Source organism: Achromobacter sp. ACM05 (assembly GCF_019218915.1).
In the GTDB taxonomy this organism is placed as follows: Bacteria; Pseudomonadota; Gammaproteobacteria; order Burkholderiales; family Burkholderiaceae_B; genus Achromobacter; species Achromobacter animicus.
Genome location: NZ_JAHUWQ010000004.1, coordinates 249,674 through 267,175, shown reverse-complemented (window position 1 = coordinate 267,175; position 17,502 = coordinate 249,674). Strand labels below are relative to the sequence as shown.

The 17,502-nt window shown below is 66.3% G+C and carries 16 protein-coding genes and 1 riboswitch; of the genes, 9 read left to right on the top strand and 7 right to left on the bottom strand.

The features are described from left to right. Nucleotides 1-33: 33 nt before the first annotated feature. Nucleotides 34-1,215: a UbiH/UbiF/VisC/COQ6 family ubiquinone biosynthesis hydroxylase gene (locus tag KW836_RS23480; protein WP_218344916.1), complete on the bottom strand. Its 1,182-nt coding sequence runs from the start codon at nt 1,213-1,215 to the stop codon at nt 34-36. Nucleotides 1,216-1,293: 78 nt separating this feature from the next. Here KW836_RS23480 and KW836_RS23475 point away from each other — a divergent pair, with 78 nt between their 5' ends. Beyond that, nucleotides 1,294-1,758 (top strand): NINE protein, encoded by a 465-nt coding sequence (locus tag KW836_RS23475; protein WP_218344915.1) that lies wholly within the window; start codon nt 1,294-1,296, stop codon nt 1,756-1,758. 18 nt (nt 1,759-1,776) lie between these two features. On the opposite strand, the gene KW836_RS23470 is transcribed toward KW836_RS23475, so the two are convergent. Continuing rightward, entirely contained in the window at nt 1,777-3,120 is a 1,344-nt protein-coding gene (locus KW836_RS23470) for an aminopeptidase P N-terminal domain-containing protein (RefSeq protein WP_218344914.1), read from the bottom strand. Between the two features lie 147 nt (nt 3,121-3,267). Then, a riboswitch (yybP-ykoY riboswitch) is annotated at nt 3,268-3,458 on the top strand. 43 nt (nt 3,459-3,501) lie between these two features. On the opposite strand from KW836_RS23470, the gene KW836_RS23465 reads away from it, so the two are divergent. From KW836_RS23465 to KW836_RS23445, 5 genes are all read left to right on the top strand, one after another. Further along, nucleotides 3,502-4,506, top strand: a complete 1,005-nt coding sequence (locus KW836_RS23465) for a sodium:calcium antiporter (protein ID WP_175123193.1) — start codon at nt 3,502-3,504, stop codon at nt 4,504-4,506. A gap of 438 nt (nt 4,507-4,944) precedes the next feature. Beyond that, nucleotides 4,945-5,277 (top strand): hypothetical protein, encoded by a 333-nt coding sequence (locus tag KW836_RS23460; RefSeq protein WP_218345038.1) that lies wholly within the window; start codon nt 4,945-4,947, stop codon nt 5,275-5,277. A gap of 429 nt (nt 5,278-5,706) precedes the next feature. After that, complete coding sequence (gene mgtA, locus KW836_RS23455; RefSeq protein ID WP_218344913.1) at nt 5,707-8,550, top strand: magnesium-translocating P-type ATPase; 2,844 nt, start codon at nt 5,707-5,709, stop codon at nt 8,548-8,550. 51 nt (nt 8,551-8,601) lie between these two features. After that, the gene (locus KW836_RS23450; RefSeq protein WP_218344912.1) at nt 8,602-9,705 is read left to right on the top strand and encodes a porin; all 1,104 of its coding nucleotides are present in this window, start codon (nt 8,602-8,604) and stop codon (nt 9,703-9,705) included. Nucleotides 9,706-9,813: 108 nt separating this feature from the next. Then, entirely contained in the window at nt 9,814-10,686 is an 873-nt protein-coding gene (locus KW836_RS23445) for a cytochrome c oxidase assembly protein (protein WP_175123189.1), read from the top strand. A 52-nt stretch (nt 10,687-10,738) separates the two neighbouring features. Here KW836_RS23445 and galU read toward each other — a convergent pair whose 3' ends face one another. Next, nucleotides 10,739-11,590, bottom strand: coding sequence for a UTP--glucose-1-phosphate uridylyltransferase GalU (gene galU, locus KW836_RS23440; protein ID WP_175123188.1), 852 nt, complete (start codon nt 11,588-11,590; stop codon nt 10,739-10,741). 56 nt (nt 11,591-11,646) lie between these two features. On the opposite strand from galU, the gene KW836_RS23435 reads away from it, so the two are divergent. Then, nucleotides 11,647-13,170: a M48 family metalloprotease gene (locus KW836_RS23435; protein ID WP_175123187.1), complete on the top strand. Its 1,524-nt coding sequence runs from the start codon at nt 11,647-11,649 to the stop codon at nt 13,168-13,170. Between the two features lie 7 nt (nt 13,171-13,177). Here KW836_RS23435 and KW836_RS23430 read toward each other — a convergent pair whose 3' ends face one another. The 4 genes from KW836_RS23430 to KW836_RS23415 all read right to left on the bottom strand — a co-directional run bounded on the left by KW836_RS23430 (nt 13,178) and on the right by KW836_RS23415 (nt 15,986). Then, nucleotides 13,178-14,278, bottom strand: a complete 1,101-nt coding sequence (locus tag KW836_RS23430) for a YheT family hydrolase (RefSeq protein ID WP_056568815.1) — start codon at nt 14,276-14,278, stop codon at nt 13,178-13,180. 17 nt (nt 14,279-14,295) lie between these two features. Beyond that, nucleotides 14,296-14,718 carry a nuclear transport factor 2 family protein gene (locus KW836_RS23425; protein ID WP_175123185.1) on the bottom strand — a complete coding sequence of 141 codons (423 nt, stop codon included), beginning with the start codon at nt 14,716-14,718 and terminating at the stop codon, nt 14,296-14,298. Between the two features lie 40 nt (nt 14,719-14,758). After that, nucleotides 14,759-14,977 (bottom strand): zinc-finger domain-containing protein, encoded by a 219-nt coding sequence (locus KW836_RS23420; RefSeq protein WP_175123184.1) that lies wholly within the window; start codon nt 14,975-14,977, stop codon nt 14,759-14,761. Between the two features lie 88 nt (nt 14,978-15,065). Continuing rightward, nucleotides 15,066-15,986 (bottom strand): branched-chain amino acid transaminase, encoded by a 921-nt coding sequence (locus KW836_RS23415; protein WP_175123183.1) that lies wholly within the window; start codon nt 15,984-15,986, stop codon nt 15,066-15,068. Nucleotides 15,987-16,159: 173 nt separating this feature from the next. On the opposite strand from KW836_RS23415, the gene KW836_RS23410 reads away from it, so the two are divergent. Then, nucleotides 16,160-16,909, top strand: coding sequence for an AzlC family ABC transporter permease (locus tag KW836_RS23410; protein WP_175137193.1), 750 nt, complete (start codon nt 16,160-16,162; stop codon nt 16,907-16,909). Next, the gene (locus KW836_RS23405) at nt 16,906-17,241 is read left to right on the top strand and encodes an AzlD domain-containing protein (protein WP_175123181.1); all 336 of its coding nucleotides are present in this window, start codon (nt 16,906-16,908) and stop codon (nt 17,239-17,241) included. The genes KW836_RS23410 and KW836_RS23405 overlap by 4 nt, the downstream gene beginning before the upstream one ends. Nucleotides 17,242-17,502: the final 261 nt, after the last annotated feature.

Here is a 17,502-nt window from a genome sequence, read left to right as displayed (position 1 = left end):
CCCGCCCCTATGCGGGGCCGGATCGAAGGGAGGTCAGGCGCGGAATCCCTGCAGCAGGTGCTGCGCGAGCGGGGCGCGCAGCGGGGAGGCAAGGTCCATCCCCAAGAGCGCGGCGCCGCAGGCGTGTTCGACGGGCGCGAGGCCTGTGGCGAAGATGCGCGGCATGAAATCGGTGAGTCCGGCGGTGATGAAACGATCCAGATGGCGCGCGCTGGCGAATTCGGCGAGCGCGGGGCCGGGGTTTGAGCCGGCGTTGGCAGCGCGACTCGCCAGCCAGCCCGCCAGGGTCTGCGCCAGCCGCGCCGCGTCGCGCAGGCCCAGGTTCAGACCCTGCCCCGCCACCGGGTGCAAGGTCTGGGCCGCGTTGCCGATGGCCGCCACGCGGCCGTGCACCTGTGCGCGGCGGGCGGACAGCGCCAGCGGGAAAACGTGGCGGGGCGCATGGCTGGACAGGCGGCCCAGGCGTTCGCCGAAGGCCTGCGTCAGTGCGTGGGAAAACGCGGCGTTATCCAGCGCCGCCAATTCGGCTGCACGGTCCGGCGCGCTGCACCAGACGACCGAATAGGCGTCAGGCGTCTGCGGGTGCGGCAGCAGCGCCAGCGGGCCCTCGGACGTGAACCGTTCCCATGCCCAGCCGCGCCGGGGCAGGGTGGCCTGCGCGGTGGTCAGCACGGCGTGCTGGTCGTAGTCGCGCCGCACATCCGTGGCGCCAGCGCCGTCGGATTGCACCGCAACGCCGCAAAGGATTTGTGTTTCGCCCTGCTGGATACGCACGCCGTCGGCATCCTGGAGGCCGATCTGCGCCGGCGGACCGGCCAGCACGGTGACGCCGGACGCCGCGACGCATTCGTCCAGCTTGGCGTACAGCCCGGAATAGGCCACCACGCTGCCCAGCTGGGGCACGTTGAAATCGGTGTGCTGGATCAGCGTGCGGCCCAACCGGCCGCGCTGCGACACATGGATGTTGCGGATGTCGGCCGAGCGTTCGGGCCAGGCATGCAGCGACTCCAGCAGCACCCGGCTGCCGTGGTTCATGGCGAGCACGCGCGGATCCGCGGCCGGGATGGCCGCGGCCGGTGTGACGGGGACCGGCGCGCTGCCCGCGAGCAGGGCGATGCGCGCCGGATCGGGCGCCACGCGCGCCAGCATCAGGGCCAATACGCAGCCTACCGGGCCGGCGCCAAGAATCGCAATGTCGTAGGCGGAGGAAGTCATGCCCGGATTTTACTCGTCCACTACAATCGCGGCAGCCGCCGCAGCCCGGCGCCACGGCTCCCTTACCGGTTGATTGACATGACGCAGGCTCAGGCTTCCTCTTCGCTTTCCGCCGTATCCGCCCGCCGCCCCCGCCGCAAGGTTGTGGTGGGGCTGCTGGCCTGCCTGCTTGGCGCCTTCGGGGCGCATTGGTGGTATCTGGGCCGGCGCCACGCGTGGCTGGTCACCGCGTTCGCCGCCGTGTGCCTGTTCTGCGCATTCCGCTTCTACCCGGTCTGGTACGACAACCCCGCGTTCTTCCTGCTCTTCATCCCGATGATCGACGGCTTCATCGAAAGCGCCGTCTACTCGCTGATGCCGGACGAGAAATTCGATCGGCTCTGCAATCCGGGCTTGGGCAAGGTGTCGTCGACAGGTTGGGGCCCGGTGCTGGTGGCGATCCTGGCCTGCCTGGTCGGCGCCATCGTCACCATGTTCGCCATCGCCATGGTCGTGGTCTACGTGTGGGTGGCCATGGGCTGGCTCGACGGCTACGTGCTGTAAGTCGCTTGCCCCGCCGCGCTATTCGCGCATCAGCGCCTCGATCTCGGTGGCCTGCACCGGGACGCCTCGGGTAATCAGTTCGCAGCCCTCGTCCGTGACCAGCGCGTCGTCCTCGGTGCGGATGCCGATATTCCAGTAGACCTCGGGCACGTCGTCCGCCGGGCGCACATAGATGCCCGGCTCGATCGTCAGCATCATCCCGGTTTCCAGCGTGCGCCACGGCCGCTCCGCGCCGGTTGCCGTGCCCGGCTGTCGGTAGTCGCCCACGTCGTGGACGTCCAGCCCCAGCCAGTGGCCGGTCCGGTGCATGTAGAAGCGGCTGTAGTCGCCCGATTCCAGCACGCCGTCCAGCGACCCCTTCAACAGTTTCAGATCGAGCATGCCTTGCGCCAAGACGCGCAGGGCGGCCTCGTGCGCGTCGTTGAAGGTGCGGCCCGGCGCCGTGGCCTGGGCCGCAGCATCCTGCGCCGCCACCGTCAGGTCGTACAGCGCGCGTTGCGGGCCGCTGTAGCGGCCGTTCGCTGGAAACGTGCGTGTGATGTCGCTGGCGTAGCTGTCGACCTCGCAGCCCGCATCGACCAGCACCAGATCGCCGTCGCGCAGCACCGCCTCGCCGGCCGGATAGTGCAGCACACAGGCGTTGGCTCCGGCGGCGACGATGCTGTTGTACGCCACCGACTGCGCGCCATGCCGGCGGAATTCATAGAGCAGCTCGGCTTCGATTTCGTACTCGCGCATGCCTGGCCGCGCAACGCGCATGGCCCGCGCGTGCGCGCCCGCCGATATCTTGGCCGCGCGCCGCATCGCCGCGATCTCCGAGGCGTCCTTGATCAGCCGCATGTCGGCCAACAGCGGACGCACGTCCTGCTGCCGCGTCGGCGGGGTGTGTCCGCCACGGCTCTTTTCCTGCGCGGCGGCCAGCCAGCGGCGCAGGCGGCCATCCGTGCGCTTGTCGCCGGCCAGCGGCGCGTACAGCGTGGGGTGGTCCAGCATCAGCGCGGGCACCAGCTCGTCCAGCGCGTCGATGGGGTGGGCGTCGTCAAAGCCGAAGTAGGCCGCGGCAGCCTCGGGGCCGAAGCGCTTGCCTTCCCAGAGTTCATGCTCGACATGGCGCGGCCGGCAGAACAGCACGGCCCGGTCCGTGGCGCCGGCAACCAGGACCAGCCACGCGTCCGGTTCGGTAAAGCCGGTCAGGTAAAAAAAGTCGCTGTCGTGCCGGTAGGGGTACTCCGCGTCACGGTTGCGGATGGCTTCCTGCGCCGTCGCCAGGATCGCGATGCCGCCACCTTCTGCGCGCATGCGCTCCATCAGGCGCTGGCGCCGCGCGGCGAAAGGGGCGATGTCGTCGGGAGGCAGGCTCATGGCGGGCGGGTCGGGGCGGGCACCCCGGCAAGGGCGAAAGATGGGGCCTACTTTACCCGCCATCCCGCGAATGCAACACCCCGGCAGCGAATCCGCGAGGACGGCGCGGTGATGACTGGACGGCGCGCGAACCGCTGCTACAATCGCCGCTCTGTCATTGGGGAGTAGCCATCCTTTTCCCCTAAAGGAGTCAGCGTCAACAGACTTGGTGGTTCAGTGCTGCGGAGCAGCCGCTAGAACCCCATGGCGCTGACGGCACCCACGCCCGGCTTGCCGCCGCGTGGATCAGCCAGGCGAGACCTTTGGCCGCGTAGCGTTCACCCTTGGCCGGGCGAGCCGCTGCGTCGCGCCAATGGTATCTGCTCGTCCGGCCGCGTTCCCATGTTGCTCACCCTGTTTCTGTTCTTCCTGTCCGCGGCAGTGATCTACGTCGCGTGCGAGTTCTTCGTCAACGGCGTCGAATGGGTCGGTCATCGCTTCCAGTTGGGCGCGACCGCCACCGGCACCGTGCTGGCGGCCTTCGGCACCGCGCTGCCGGAAAGCGCCGTCACCTTCATGGCCGTTGTCTTCGGCGATACCCCAGAACAAAAGGACATCGGCGTCGGCGCCGCAATGGGCGGTCCTCTCGTGCTGGCCACGCTGGCCTACGCCGTGGTCGGCCTGGCCCTGTGGCGCGCGCGCCGCGGCCAACCCGCGCAGGCAGACTGTATCAACGCGGACCAGCGCCGGCTGGCCCGCGACCAGGCCTGGTTCATGGGCATCTTCATCTTCAAGGTGGGCCTGGGGCTGCTGGCCTTCGCCTGGAAGCCGTGGCTGGGCTTCGTGTTTCTGGCCACCTACGCGCTCTACATCAAGCGTGAGCTGAGCAACGACGAGGAATGCCTGGACTGCGAGGATCTCGAGCCGCTCAAGCTGCGACCCCGCGACGAGAACCCGACCATGTTCTGGGCCGCCACGCAGACCATCATGGCGCTGGTGGTGATCGCCGGCGCGTCGCACGTCTTCGTGAACCAGATCGAACTGCTCGGCATTGCGATGGGCGCATCGCCGCACGTGGCCGCGCTGCTGCTTGCGCCGGTGGCTACCGAATTGCCGGAAATCATGAACGCGCTGATCTGGGTGCGCCAGGGCAAGGAGCGTCTGGCGCTCGCCAACATCTCGGGCGCCATGATGATCCAGGCCACCATCCCCAGCGCGCTCGGCATCTTCATGACGCCGTGGGTGCTGGATGCGCCCCTGCTGGCCGCAGGTCTCTTCACCATGGTGTCCATCGGCCTGTTGTGGATGCGCTTCCGCCGCGCTGCCATGAGCGTGCCGGCGCTGTCGGCGGTGGGCGGACTGTATGCGCTGTTCGCCGGCTATCTGGGCTGGCACTTCTACGCCTGAGCGCAGTTGCCGGGCAGGCCTTTCCGTGCCTGTCCGGCTTTGCTTCATTTGTGTGTCAAAAGTGCGTCAGACCCTTGTCCATCAGTACAAACCCGCGTAAACTCGCCGTGTTTTCCATCCCAGGAGTTGTCTTCGTGAATACCGATTCCGGCGAAAGTTGTCGATCTTGCATCGACGTCGCTGTCTGACAGGATCCACGCAGAACTCCGTCTGCCGCATCCTGTCATTCAGGTTGCGGTGTATCCCAAGCGGCAGGCATCAGCCCGGCCCATAGTGCAGGCCTACGGTCTGCCGGGACTCCCCCCGACATAAACCGCCAGAACCGCCGCTAGTCGCAGCGCCAGCGTTCGTGCACGTTCGTCGTGCCCGCCGCAAGGGCGTTGTCCGGCTGCGCTCGTGTTCGCGATCACGCTCCGCCTTCTTGTCATGGAGGTCGTTATGCGTTTCTTCGACTTGTTCCTGCGCCGCGCTGGCGTGGACCGTGCCACCGCCCTGGGCCGCCGTCGCGGCACGTCCCGGCTGACGGTGATCTGTCCTCGCGGTGAGCTCGGCGCCCTGCGCAAGCAGATCTGCCTGGACTTCAGCGCCGCCGGCCTGGATGTCGCGCAAGTGCAGATCGATCAAGGCCAGGAGCGGGATCTCGCATCGGCTTGCATCACCGTCAATTGCCCCCCGGAGCTGCGGGCGGAACTGATGACGCAAGCGCGCCGTTTGAGCGCCAACCCTGCTGTCCGTCACGTGCATTTCGGCGCGCAGGCCGCATTGGCCTGATCGCGCCTTTTCTTTCAACCCAGGAGAAATCATGCCTAGCGCCTTAGACCCAGAGCCTCGATTGCGCCCTGTGCGCGGCTCCGGCATGCCTATCTGACCCGTCATCTCCCTGCGAGCCGACTGGCCGGATAGACATCCCGGTCCGTACGGAACCCGCAGCCTGGAATCCCCGGCCCAGCACGCGCCCTGCGCGCCCCGGCGCCCGGTCCTGATTCCACCGCCCGCTCCCTTTCCGTTTTCCGCACCCGGCGCGCCATAGACGCGATCCGGACACCGGCAACATTGCTCCGGCGCCTGCGCACGCCCGTCAGTGGCGGTCTCACGGCATTTCCTCGGAAACGCCGCGGCCCGCTGCTGCCCGCGCGCGGCCGCCGCCGGCAGGGTAGTCCGTGTCTCCCGCAACAACTTTAATAAATGCGGAGCACTCCCATGTTTGCTTTCCTGAAGTCCTTTTTTTCTTCCGCTGCGCGCCTGCGCCGCACCGGCCGGCACTTTCGCCGCGCCCCCATTCTCGAGCAAGGCGGGGATCAGGCCGCGGCTTCGTCCGAAGCCGCCCGCCGCGCCAGCCAGCGTATGGTCGAGACGTCCCGGCTCGGTTTCGATTCGCTGTTCGAGCGGTTCGGCAGCGGCTGGGGCGGCCTGTCCGACGCCCAGGCGCTGGCCGCGCGCGAACGCCACGGCGCCAACGAGGTCGACCACGAAAAGCCGCTGTCCTGGCCAGCGCACCTGTGGCTGTCGTACCGCAATCCGTTCAATCTGCTGCTGACCGCGCTGGCCGTGCTGTCGTGGCTGACCGACGTGCGCATGGCGGCGCCCGAGGAACAGTCCTGGACGGCGGTTGCGATCATCGGCTCGATGGTGGTGATCTCGACGGTGCTGCGCTTCGTGCAGGAGCAGCGCTCGAACCGCGCCGCCGAGGCCCTGAAGGCGATGGTGCGCAACACCGCGACGGTGCTGCGCAGCGATGCCGGAGCGCCGGCCGCCGGAGCGCCGGCCGCCGGGTCGCCGGCCGCTGGATCGCCGGACGCGGGCAATGGCCGGCGTTTCTTCGGCGCCGCCCTGCATGCCACCGGCTCGCAACAGTGCGAAGTGCCGCTGGCCGACCTGGTGCCCGGCGACGTGGTGCTGCTGTCCGCGGGCGACATGGTCCCCGCCGATTGCCGCATCCTCAACGCCAAGGACCTTTTCGTTGCGCAGGCCGCGCTGACGGGCGAATCGCTGCCCGTCGAAAAGCACATGTCCCCGCGTGAGCAATCGGCCAATGCCCTCGAGCTCGAAAACATCGCCTTCATGGGCACCAACGTGGTCAGCGGAGCGGGCAGCGCGCTGGTGGTGGCCACCGGCTCGGACACGTACTTCGGCCAGTTGGCGGGCCGCGTCACGCAGACCTCGCGCGCGCCCACGCAGTTCCAGCAGGGCATCAACCGCGTGAGCTGGATCCTGATCCGCTTCATGCTCGTCATGGCGCCGGTGGTGATGTTGATCAACGGCTTCACCAAGGGCGACTGGCTCGAAGCGCTGCTGTTCGCGCTGGCCATCGCGGTGGGACTGACGCCCGAAATGCTGCCCATGATCGTCACCGCGACGCTCGCCAAGGGCGCCGTGCGCATGTCGCGCCGCAAGGTGGTGGTCAAGCGCCTGGATGCGATTCAGAACCTGGGCGCCATGAACGTGCTGTGCACCGACAAGACCGGCACGCTGACGCAGGATCGCATCGTGCTCGAGCGCCATACCGACGTGTATGGCGCGGCCAGCGACGACGTGCTGGCGTACGCGTATCTGAACAGCTACTACCAGACGGGCCTGAAGAACCTGCTGGACGTGGCGGTGCTGGAGCATGCCGAGATCGCGCGCAGCCTGGATCTGGCGGGCCGTTACCGCAAGATCGACGAGATCCCGTTTGATTTCTCGCGCCGCCGCATGTCCGTCGTGGTGAACGAGACCGAGAACGGCCGCGACCACCACGAACTGATCTGCAAGGGGGCGCTCGAGGAAATGCTCTCGGCCTGCACGCGGCTGCGCGTGGGCAACGAGGTGCATCCGCTGACCGACGCCCGCCGCGCCGATATCCGCCGCGTGACCGCCGGTCTGAACCGCGACGGCCTGCGCGTCATCGCGGTGGGCGTCAAAGAGTTGCCACCCACGCAGCAGGCCTATGGCATCGCAGACGAATCCGATCTGGTGCTGGTGGGGTACATCGCCTTCCTGGATCCGCCCAAGGAGTCGACGGGGCCCGCGCTGGCTGCGCTGAAGGACTCGGGCATCGAGGTCAAGGTGCTGACCGGCGACGTTGAACTGGTCACGCGCAAGGTCTGCCGCGAAGTGGGACTGGACGTGCGCAAGGTTTACCTGGGCGCCGAGATCGAGGCGATGGACGACGAGGAGCTTGCCGCCGCCGTGCGCGAGGCCAACGTGTTCGCCCGCCTGTCGCCCATCCACAAGGAACGCATCGTGCGCAGCCTGCGCGCGCAGGGCAACACGGTGGGGTTCATGGGGGATGGCATCAATGACGCGCCGGCGCTGCGGGCAGCCGACGTGGGCATTTCGGTGGATTCGGCGGTGGATATCTCGAAAGAGGCTGCCGACATCATCCTGCTGGAAAAGAGCCTGATGGTGCTGGAGGACGGCGTGATCGAAGGCCGCAAGACCTTCTGCAACATGCTCAAGTACCTGAAGATGACGGCCAGCTCGAACTTCGGCAACGTGTTTTCAGTGCTGGTCGCAAGCGCCTTCCTGCCGTTTCTGCCGATGCTGCCGATCCATCTGCTGCTGCAGAACCTGATGTACGACATTTCGCAGACGGCGATCCCGTTCGACAACGTCGACGAGGAACTGCTGAAGCAGCCGCAGCGCTGGGACCCGGACGGCCTGGGCCGCTTCATGGTGTTCTTCGGCCCGATCAGCTCGATCTTCGATATCGCCACCTATGCCGTCATGTGGTACGTGTTCCAGGCCAATGCGCCCGAGCACCAGACGCTCTTTCAGTCCGGCTGGTTTGTCGAAGGCCTGTTGTCGCAGACGCTGATCGTGCATATGATCCGCACGCGCCGGATTCCCTTCCTGCAAAGCCGCGCCTCCTGGCCGCTGATGGGTATGACGCTGATGGTGATCGCGCTGGGCCTTGTGCTGCCGTTCTCGCCGTTGGCGGAATACTTCCAGCTGCAGGCGCTGCCCTGGAGCTATTTCCCCTGGCTCGTCGGCATCCTGCTCGGGTATTGCGTGCTGACGCAGGCGCTGAAGGGTTTCTGGGTGCGCCGCTACGGCTGGCAGTAGGCTGATGCAACCGGCGGCGGGCTCAACCCGCCGCCAACGCAAGGAAAGATCATGAGAATTGCATTGTGCGCCGCCTTGTCGGCGGCCGGCCTGATTCCGCCCTGTACCGCGCTGGCCGCCGATGCCGGGTCCGGACTGCAACTATATGGCGTGGTGGACGCGGGCGTTGCCGTGATCCGGGTGTCGGGGCAGGGCAGTCACAGCGGCCTGCTGAACGGCGGGCTGACCGACTCGCTCTGGGGGCTGCAGGGGACGGAAGACCTTGGCGGCGGTTGGGCCGCCAACTTCCAACTGGAAAGCGGCTTTGACCCGTCCAGCGGCACCGCGGCCGACGGCAGCCGCCTCTTCAACTATGGCGCCTGGGTCGGCCTGGCCCATGCGGACTATGGCGACTTGCGGTTCGGCCGCCAGTACACCGTTGGTCAGACCTACGGCGACGCGCTGGAGATCGCCTCCTGGAAAGACATGGGCATAAGCGCCACCTTCAAGGCGTCCGACAACTACCAGTTCAGCAACATGGTGAACTGGTATTCGCCGCAGTGGCGCGGGTTCCAGGCCGGGGTCGGATACGCCTTCGACGCGGATGGGCAGGACAACTTCCGCACCAACCAGAACACTCGGGCAATCAGTGTGGGCCTGAAGTATGAGGACGGCCCGCTGCTGGCCGTGGCGACTTGGGAACAACTGCGCCCGGCCGACCCTCCCGCGGCGGCCGAGGGGCGTCCGCAGGCGATGCAGCTGGGCGCCTCGTACGACTTTGAGGTGGCCAAGGTGTCGGTGGCCTGGTCGCGCCAGCGCAACGGTTACGTGGGGCTGGACGGCGGCGACCCGGATGGCCTGGGCGTCGGGCTGGGCCCGGCGGCCTTCGTGCAGGGCGGCACGGTCGATGCCTGGCTGGTCGGGGTCAGCGTGCCTGCCGGGCCGGGCGCGGTGCTGGTGCAATGGTCCCTGGCCAAACCCGACTGGCGTTGGGCCAATGGCATGACGGCGCGCAATGCGCAGGTCGCGACGCTGGGCTATACCTACGACCTGTCCCCACGCACGACCCTCTACGCCTTCGCCGGCTACGCGTCGAACTACACGCTGGACAACCAGTTCGACCCCGGCAACGCCCACACCACGCGCATCGGCACGGGCGTGTCGCACCGCTTCTGACGCATGCCGCCGCCGGCGGCGCCCGGCAGCGGACAACGGCGGGGTCTACTACAATCGCCTGAGATCGGCGCCCGGCGCGCCGGTCCTCGTCTTCGCGTCGTTTCTCGGATGGCCCGCATGGATAGTCTCGAATGGCTCGTACCCTGGGAGTTCTCTCCCACGCTGGTGGCTTCCTTCCTGGTGGCCATCGTGCTGTTCGTACGCGGCCAGCGGGTCCACCACGTCACGCGTGCGCGCAGCATTCTGTTCTGGACAGGGATGGTCCTGCTGTACCTGTCGCTGCACACCCGCCTCGACTATTACGCCGAGCGCATGTTCTTCATCCATCGCATCCAGCATCTGGTCCTGCATCATCTGGGACCGCTGCTCGTCATGGCGGCCTTCCCCGGACAGGTGATGCGGGCGGGCCTGCCGATGCGGTGGCGCGTTCGGCTGCGCGACTTCCTGCGCACGGGCACGGGCCGCGCAACGGTGGCCGTGCTGACCAACAAGATTTTCGTGCCGGCCCTCTTCGTGTTCCTCGTGCTGGTCTGGCTGATCCCGTCGGTGCAGTTTTATTCGATGCTGGATTGGCGCCTGTACCGGCTCATGAACTGGTCGGTGGTGATCAGCGGCTTCATGTACTGGAACTTGATTCTGGACCGTCGTCCAGCGCCTCCGGCGGCCATGTCGCCCGGCGGTCGGGTGATCTCGCCCGTGGCGACCATGCTGCCGCAGATGGTCGCGGGCGCCGTCATCGCCTTCACGGAAAGCGACATCTACCCGCTCTTCGAGCTGTGCGGCCGGGCCATCGCCATGTCGGCGCAGACCGATCAGACGATCGGGGGGCTGACGATGTGGATCCCCGCCGCGCTGGTGGAAGTGATCGGCCTGATGGTGGCATTGGGAACGCTGATGCGTCTTTCCGCCAAGGGGCGGCTGCGCAAGGCGGATCGCGATGCGCGCGCGCGCGCCAAGTCCGGCGCGGCGCTATCGTCGTAAGCCCGGCCGGGAATGCCGCGCTGATTGGCGCATTCCCGTCAGGCCGTGCGGGTCATTCCGGCAGCAGGCCGTGATACTTCTTGCCCAGCGCCACGGTGGCCTGGAACATGCCCGCCTTGTTGCCGCAGTCGTAGCGCACGCCGTCGAAGCGATGCGCATAGACCTCGCGCTCGCGCATCAGCGAGGCGATGCCGTCGGTCAACTGGATCTCGTTGCCCGCGCCCATCTTGGTCGAGCGCAGATGGTCGAAGATCGCGGCTTCCAGCACATAGCGGCCCACAACAGCCAGCGTCGACGGTGCGGCCTCCGGGTCCGGCTTTTCGACGATGTGCGTGACGCGCTCGGTGCGGCTGTCCGCCGGCGTTTCGCCAGTATGGGTGGCCACGATGCCGTACTTGCGCGTGTCGGCGCGCGGCACGTCCTGCACGCCCAGCACGCTGGCGTTGCGCGCCACGGCCACATCCACCAGTTGCTTCATGGCAGGCGTATTGGCGTCGATCAGGTCGTCGGCCAGCAGAACGGCAAAGGGTTCGTCACCCACGGCGGGCGCGGCCGACAGCACGGCGTGGCCCAGGCCCAATGGGGCCGACTGGCGGATATAGAGGCAATTGACGTGCGCGGGTAGAATGCCCCGCACCATTGCCAGGAGTTCATGCTTGCCCTTGCTTTCCAGGTCGGTTTCCAGCTCGGGTGCAGAATCGAAATGGTCCTCGATGGCGCGCTTGTTGCGGCCGGTCACGAATATGAGATCAGTGATGCCGGCGGCGACGGCCTCTTCCACCGCGTATTGAATCAGGGGCTTGTCGACCACAGGCAGCATTTCCTTGGGCATCGCCTTGGTGGCGGGCAGGAAGCGTGTACCCATGCCGGCGACAGGGAAAACGGCTTTACGGACGGGACGCATTGATACCTCGTTGAGGATTCGATGAAACATTTTAAGCTCATCGCTATCATAGGCTTATGAACCGCAGGAACATGCCATCCATTTGCTCGATTGCGAAACGGGGCGCGATCGCTAGCCTTTGCGCGGCGCTCGCCATTCCCGTTGCTCCCGTCACCGCGTGGGCGCAGCCGGTCGGGTTGCCTTCCATGGGCGCCGCCTCGTCGTCCGACCTGTCGCCCATGCTGGAGCGCACGCTGGGCGAAGCCATCATGTCGCAGGGGCGCCGCGACCCCACTTACATCGACGACTCCGAACTCAGCCAATACCTCACGACGATGGGGCGCAAACTGGCGCAGTTTGCGCCGGGCGGCGTGCCCGAGGTCGAGATGTTCGGCGTGCGCGATCCCGAAATCAACGCATTCGCGATGCCTGGCGGCTTCATTGGAATCAACACGGGTCTGATCGTGTCGTCGGCCAGCGAGTCCGAACTTGCGGCCGTGGTCGCCCACGAAATCGGCCACGTCGTGCAGCGCCACATTGCGCGCGGCATGACCCAGCAGAATCAGAACGGCATGCTCATGCTGGCTAGCCTGGCGGGCGCGTTGCTTGCGGCGCTGGCGGGCGGCGGCGGCAATCTTTCCATGGGCGTGGCCGCCTTCGGTCAGGCGGCGGCCATCAACCGGCAGTTGGGCTTTTCCCGCGACGCCGAACGCGAGGCCGATCGCGCCGGCCTGCAGATGCTCACCAAGGCCGGCTACGACGCCGCCGGCATGTCGCAGATGTTTGCGCGGCTGATGAACGCTTCGCGCCTGAACGAAGGCGCGGGCGGCGGCTCGTGGGCCAGTACCCACCCGCTGTCGATCGAGCGCATGTCCGACGTGCAGAACCGCACCCGCGCGCTGCCGGCAACGCGCCATCTGGACAGCGACGACTTCTGGTACATCCGCGCCAAGATGCGCGTGGTGCAGGGCCGCGATACCGTGGGCTTGCGCACCGCCGGACAGCAATTGCAGGACGAGGCCCAGGCGCTCTCGGGCGTGCGGCAGTCTGCCGCTTATTACGGACTGTCCCTGCAGAACTATCAGCGCAACAATCTTGCGGAAGCGGAACGCTATTGGAATCTGGCGTCCGCCGATGGGCGCAGTTCGCCCCAGTTGGCGAAGCTGGGCGTGGACATCGCGCTGGCGCGCAAGGATTTCCCGCAGGCGCTGTCACTGGCCCAGGCGGGCACCAAGCGCTATCCGGACCACCGGGCGCTGGGCATCGCGTACGCGCAGGCGCTGCAGGGCAATGGGCGGCACGCCGAGGCGCAGGACTACCTGCGCGCCAAGATCAAGCAGTGGGGCAGCGACGAGCCCAGCCTTTACCAGATGCTGGCGCAAAGCGAAGAGCGCAACGGCAAGCCCGTACAGGCGCGCCGCGACCTGGCGCGTTACTACGTCATGACAGGCGCCTATGCGGCCGCGGAATCGCAACTGCAACAGGCGCGCGGCCTGTCCAAGGACTTCTACGAGCAGTCGCAGATCGACGTGCAGATCAAGGAAGTGAAGGACAAGCTGGCCGAAGAGCGCCAACTGCTCGAGCGCTTCAAGTCGGGCTGACGGGCGCTTAGAGACCCGTTTCGAAGAACCGCCCCAGCCGCTGCGGCAGCCAGTTCAGATGCCCCGGGAAGCTGCCTGTCGGAAAGCCCGCGTGCCCGCCGTCGGAAGGCTGGTGCAGCAGGATGCCCGGCGCACACTCGTCAGGTTTCGGCAGCGAAGCGGCAGGAATGAAGGGGTCGTTGCGCGCGTTCAGCACCAGCGTCGGCACGGCGATCTTTGGCAGCCACGGCTTGCTGGAGGCGCGCGTCCAGTAGTCCAGCGCATTGCGAAATCCGTGCATCGGCGCGGTATAGGTGTCGTCGAACTCGCGCAGGTCGTGCGCGTGCGCGATCCGCATGACGTCGATGGAACCCGGAAATCGGTGCGCCTTTTCCAGGACCTTGTGCTTGAGCGTCTTCAGAAAGTGCGCCGTATACACGCGCCGGTTGAAGATGCCGGTGGATAGCGTCTTGCCGCAGGCGACCAGATCCAGCGGCGCCGACACGCCGGCGCAGGCGGTCAGCCACGTGGTGTCTTCCTGGTGTTCCCCCAGGTACTTCAGCAGCGCGTTGCCGCCCAGCGATACGCCGACAGCATGCCAGCGCGCGTGGGGAATCCGCTGGCGCACGGTGTTGAGCAGAAATCCGACCTCGGCCGAGTCACCCGAATAATACGCGCGGGCCAGCCGGTTGGGCACGCCAGAGCAACCCCGGAAATGCGCGATGACCACGATCCACCCGCGCGCCCGGAAATAATGCGCGACGGACTGCGCATAGCGGCTGTTGCTGCCGCCTTCCAGGCCGTGGAACAGGATCAGGGCAGGGGTGTCGGGCGTTTGCGGCAGCGACTTCCAGTCTGCGTCCGTCATCCAGCGCGCCGCGGCGGTCTTGCCATTGCCGACCGGACGTTGGCCGCTCACCGGCGCGCCATCGGCGGCCTTGTGCGGAAACAGACCAGGGCCTGTCCAGTCGAAGTCGACGAAGTCCGTATCGGGCGTGTCGACGCGATCGCGCACGAACGCGATGCGGTGATACTGCGCGAACAGGGCGGCGTAGACCGTCTGGCTGTCGCCCCCGGGAAGCCAGGGGGGTACAGGGCAGGGCGTTGTATCAAGACGAGCAGCGGCCAACTGGGAATCCACCGCGTTCAATGAAGCATGTCGGGCACGTCGTGCAGGTCGAGCACCCCGGCTTCGGAGGGCGCCTGCGAGGCATGGTGCATGACCATGCGCCAGCCCGTGGGGCCCTTGTGGTAGATGTTGGTGGCATAGCAGTTGGCGAACTGCGTACCCTCACGCGTGCGCACCGCGACCTGTTCCACCAGGACATGCACCGCGCACATCATGCTGAGCATGACGAGCGGGCGCAGTGGACGCACATGCAACGGACCGTTGGCCAGCACCTGTTGCCAGGACTCGTGCACCGCGGAATGGCCGACGACGCGCAGCCCTCCCGGATGGATGCATACGACTTCCTCGTCGTCGGCCCAGACCTGCATCAGGCGGACGGCGTCCGCCTGCTCAAGGGCTTCGTAGAACGCGTGTTCTGCTTCTTCGGGCGTGGCGAACATGGCTGCTGAAACGGTTAAGCGTGTTATGGGGCGGTGCCGCTCAATGGTGGCCGTGCAACACCGTGCCGGCCTTCAGGCGGTACTCGGCGCCACAGTAGGCGCAGCTTGCGGAACCGGTGCGGGCCACGTCCAGGAAGACGCGGGGGTGCATGCTCCAGAGCGGAGCCTTGGGGCCGGGACAGAACACGGGAAGGTCTTCGGCGCCGACCTCGATGACTTCGTTAGCGCGGGAGCCGGCGGCCGGGGCAGCAGCGGTCATGGATATTCCTGAAAAAAAACCGATAGACGGCAGGTTGAAACAATGATGCGGTCTTGCTGGGCAAAAGCGCGCCAATCAGAATTGAGAATCAGACTTTACTTAGCCAGTGATGGTACTTCGGGTTGCGGCCATTCACCACGTCAAAAAACGCGTTCTGCAATAGTTCGGTGACTGGACCACGCCGGCCCGAGCCGATCTGGCGGTTGTCGACTTCGCGGATGGGCGTGACTTCAGCGGCCGTGCCGGTGAAGAACGCCTCGTCCGCGATGTAGACGTCGTCGCGGGTGAGCCGCTTGGTGACCACACGCAGGCCGAGGTCGGCCGCCAAGGCGTGAATGGTCGAGCGGGTGATGCCGGTCAGGGCGGAAGCGATCTCGGGTTCGCAGAGCACCCCGTCCTTGACCAGAAAAAGATTTTCGCCGGAGCCTTCGGCCACGAAGCCGTCGGTGTCCAGCAGCAGGGCCTCGTCGTAGCCGTCCTGCAGGGCTTCGGTATTGGCCAGGATGGAATTGGCGTAGGTGGTGGCGACCTTGGCGCGCGGCATCGTGACATTCACGTGCTGGCGCGCAAATGACGACACCTTCACGCGGATGCCGCCGGACAGCGCCTCTTCGCCCAGATACGCGCCCCAGGGCCATGCCGCGATGGCCACGTGCACCCGGGCGCCCTTGGGCGACACACCCATTTTTTCGGGGCCGTAGAACACGAGGGGGCGCAGGTAGCCGGATTCAAGCTGGTTTTCGCGCACGACCGTCCGCTGCGCCTCGTTGATCGTGTCGCGATCGAACGGCATGGGGATCTGGTAGATGTGCGCCGAATTGAAGAGCCGGTTGGTGTGGTCTTCGAGGCGGAAGATAGCCGTGCCGAGGGTGGAGTTGTAAGCGCGCACGCCTTCGAAGACGGACAGCCCGTAGTGCAGCGAATGCGTCAGGACATGCGTCGTCGCGTCTCGCCATGGGACGAGCTTGCCGTCATACCAGATGAAACCGTCGCGGTCAGCCATCGACATGGTCTTCTCCACACAGTGCGCACCAAACCTGCCGCCGTGCGCCAGGCCATGGGGGCCAAGAATCTCGAGGGCGCTATTGTATCAAGCAGCGAGGTTACAATACGGGCCTATTCGCGCAGTTCATTCCCATCGAGTATCCATGTCGTCCTGCCTGAATCGCCAGGGGCCAGCCGTTGTCCTCTGAAACCGCGCTTCCTGAATCCGAAGACCCAGCCCTGGTCCGCCAGGAACGCGTAACAGCCTTCCGTGCCGGCGTCCACGCCATCGTGCCCGCCCTGATCGCCACCGCGACCTGGGGATTGGTGACCGGTGTGGCGATGGTCAAGTCCGGACTGACGGAATCCATGGCGCTTGCCATGACGCTGCTGCTGTATGCCGGCTCGGCCCAGCTCACCTCATTGCCGCTCATCGCCGCGGGCGCGCCGCTCTGGCTGATCTTCGCGGCCGGCTGCGTCGTGAATCTGCGTTTCATCATCTTCGGCGCCGCCCTGCAGCCCTATTTCCGCCACCTGTCGTGGCCCAAGCGACTGGGACTCGGCTATTTCACCACTGACATGGGCTTCGTGCTGTTCATGCCCCGTTTTGGCGACTCGGTCGAACGCGGGACCCGCGAGCAACTCTGGTTCTTCCTCGGTTCCATCGTGCCGGGCTGGCTGGTCTGGCAGTCGTCGTCGATCATCGGCATCTACCTGGGCGCGCAGGTTCCCACCGATTGGTCCCTGGATTTTGCCGCCGTGCTGGCGCTGCTGGCCATCACGGTGCCGCTGGCCAGTTCCAAACCGATGCTGGTGTCGATGCTGGCCGCCGGCGTCGTCGCCTGGGTGGGGCAGGCAATGCCCCTGCGCCTCGGGCTGGCCGCGGCGGTGATCTCCGGCGTCATTGCCGGCATGTGGGCCGAACGCTTCTTCAAGGCGCGTCCATGACAAATTGGTCCTGGGAACTCTACGTCTATTCCGCCATCCTTCTGCTTGCCCTGTGCAGCGTATTGACGCGCGCCGGGTTCATGCTGTTTGGCGATTACATTCCGCTGTCCGACAATGTGCGCCGCGCCTTGCGCTACGCACCCGCCGCGGCGCTCACTGCCATCGTGGTTCCCGATCTGCTGCCCTGGAAGGCCGGGCTGGGCCCTGTCTTCGACTACAAGCTGGTCGCCGGGCTGGTCGCCATCCTCGTGTTCCTGCGCACCCGCAGCGCGGTGCTCGTGATCGTGGTCGGCATGCTGGTGCTCTGGGGTTTGCGCTGGCTGGCCAGCTGACGGCCACAAATCCAGGGTCACATCGTCCGTCTGATGGACACTCGAGGCACTTTTTTTGCCTCGGTGGGCCGTTGGATCGTGCTGCCGACCGGCCCTCAAACAGACCGTTTGACCGTGTGGTAAGGCGGCTGCGCTAAAATTCATCAATCCACAGCAATCCGGGCCTGGTACTGCCCTCATAAGTATCGAATCCAGCATGGATGCCCCGATGCCTTATGTAGCAGTGCATGCAGCACTCTCGTTTTGTTCTTTTTCACTGGT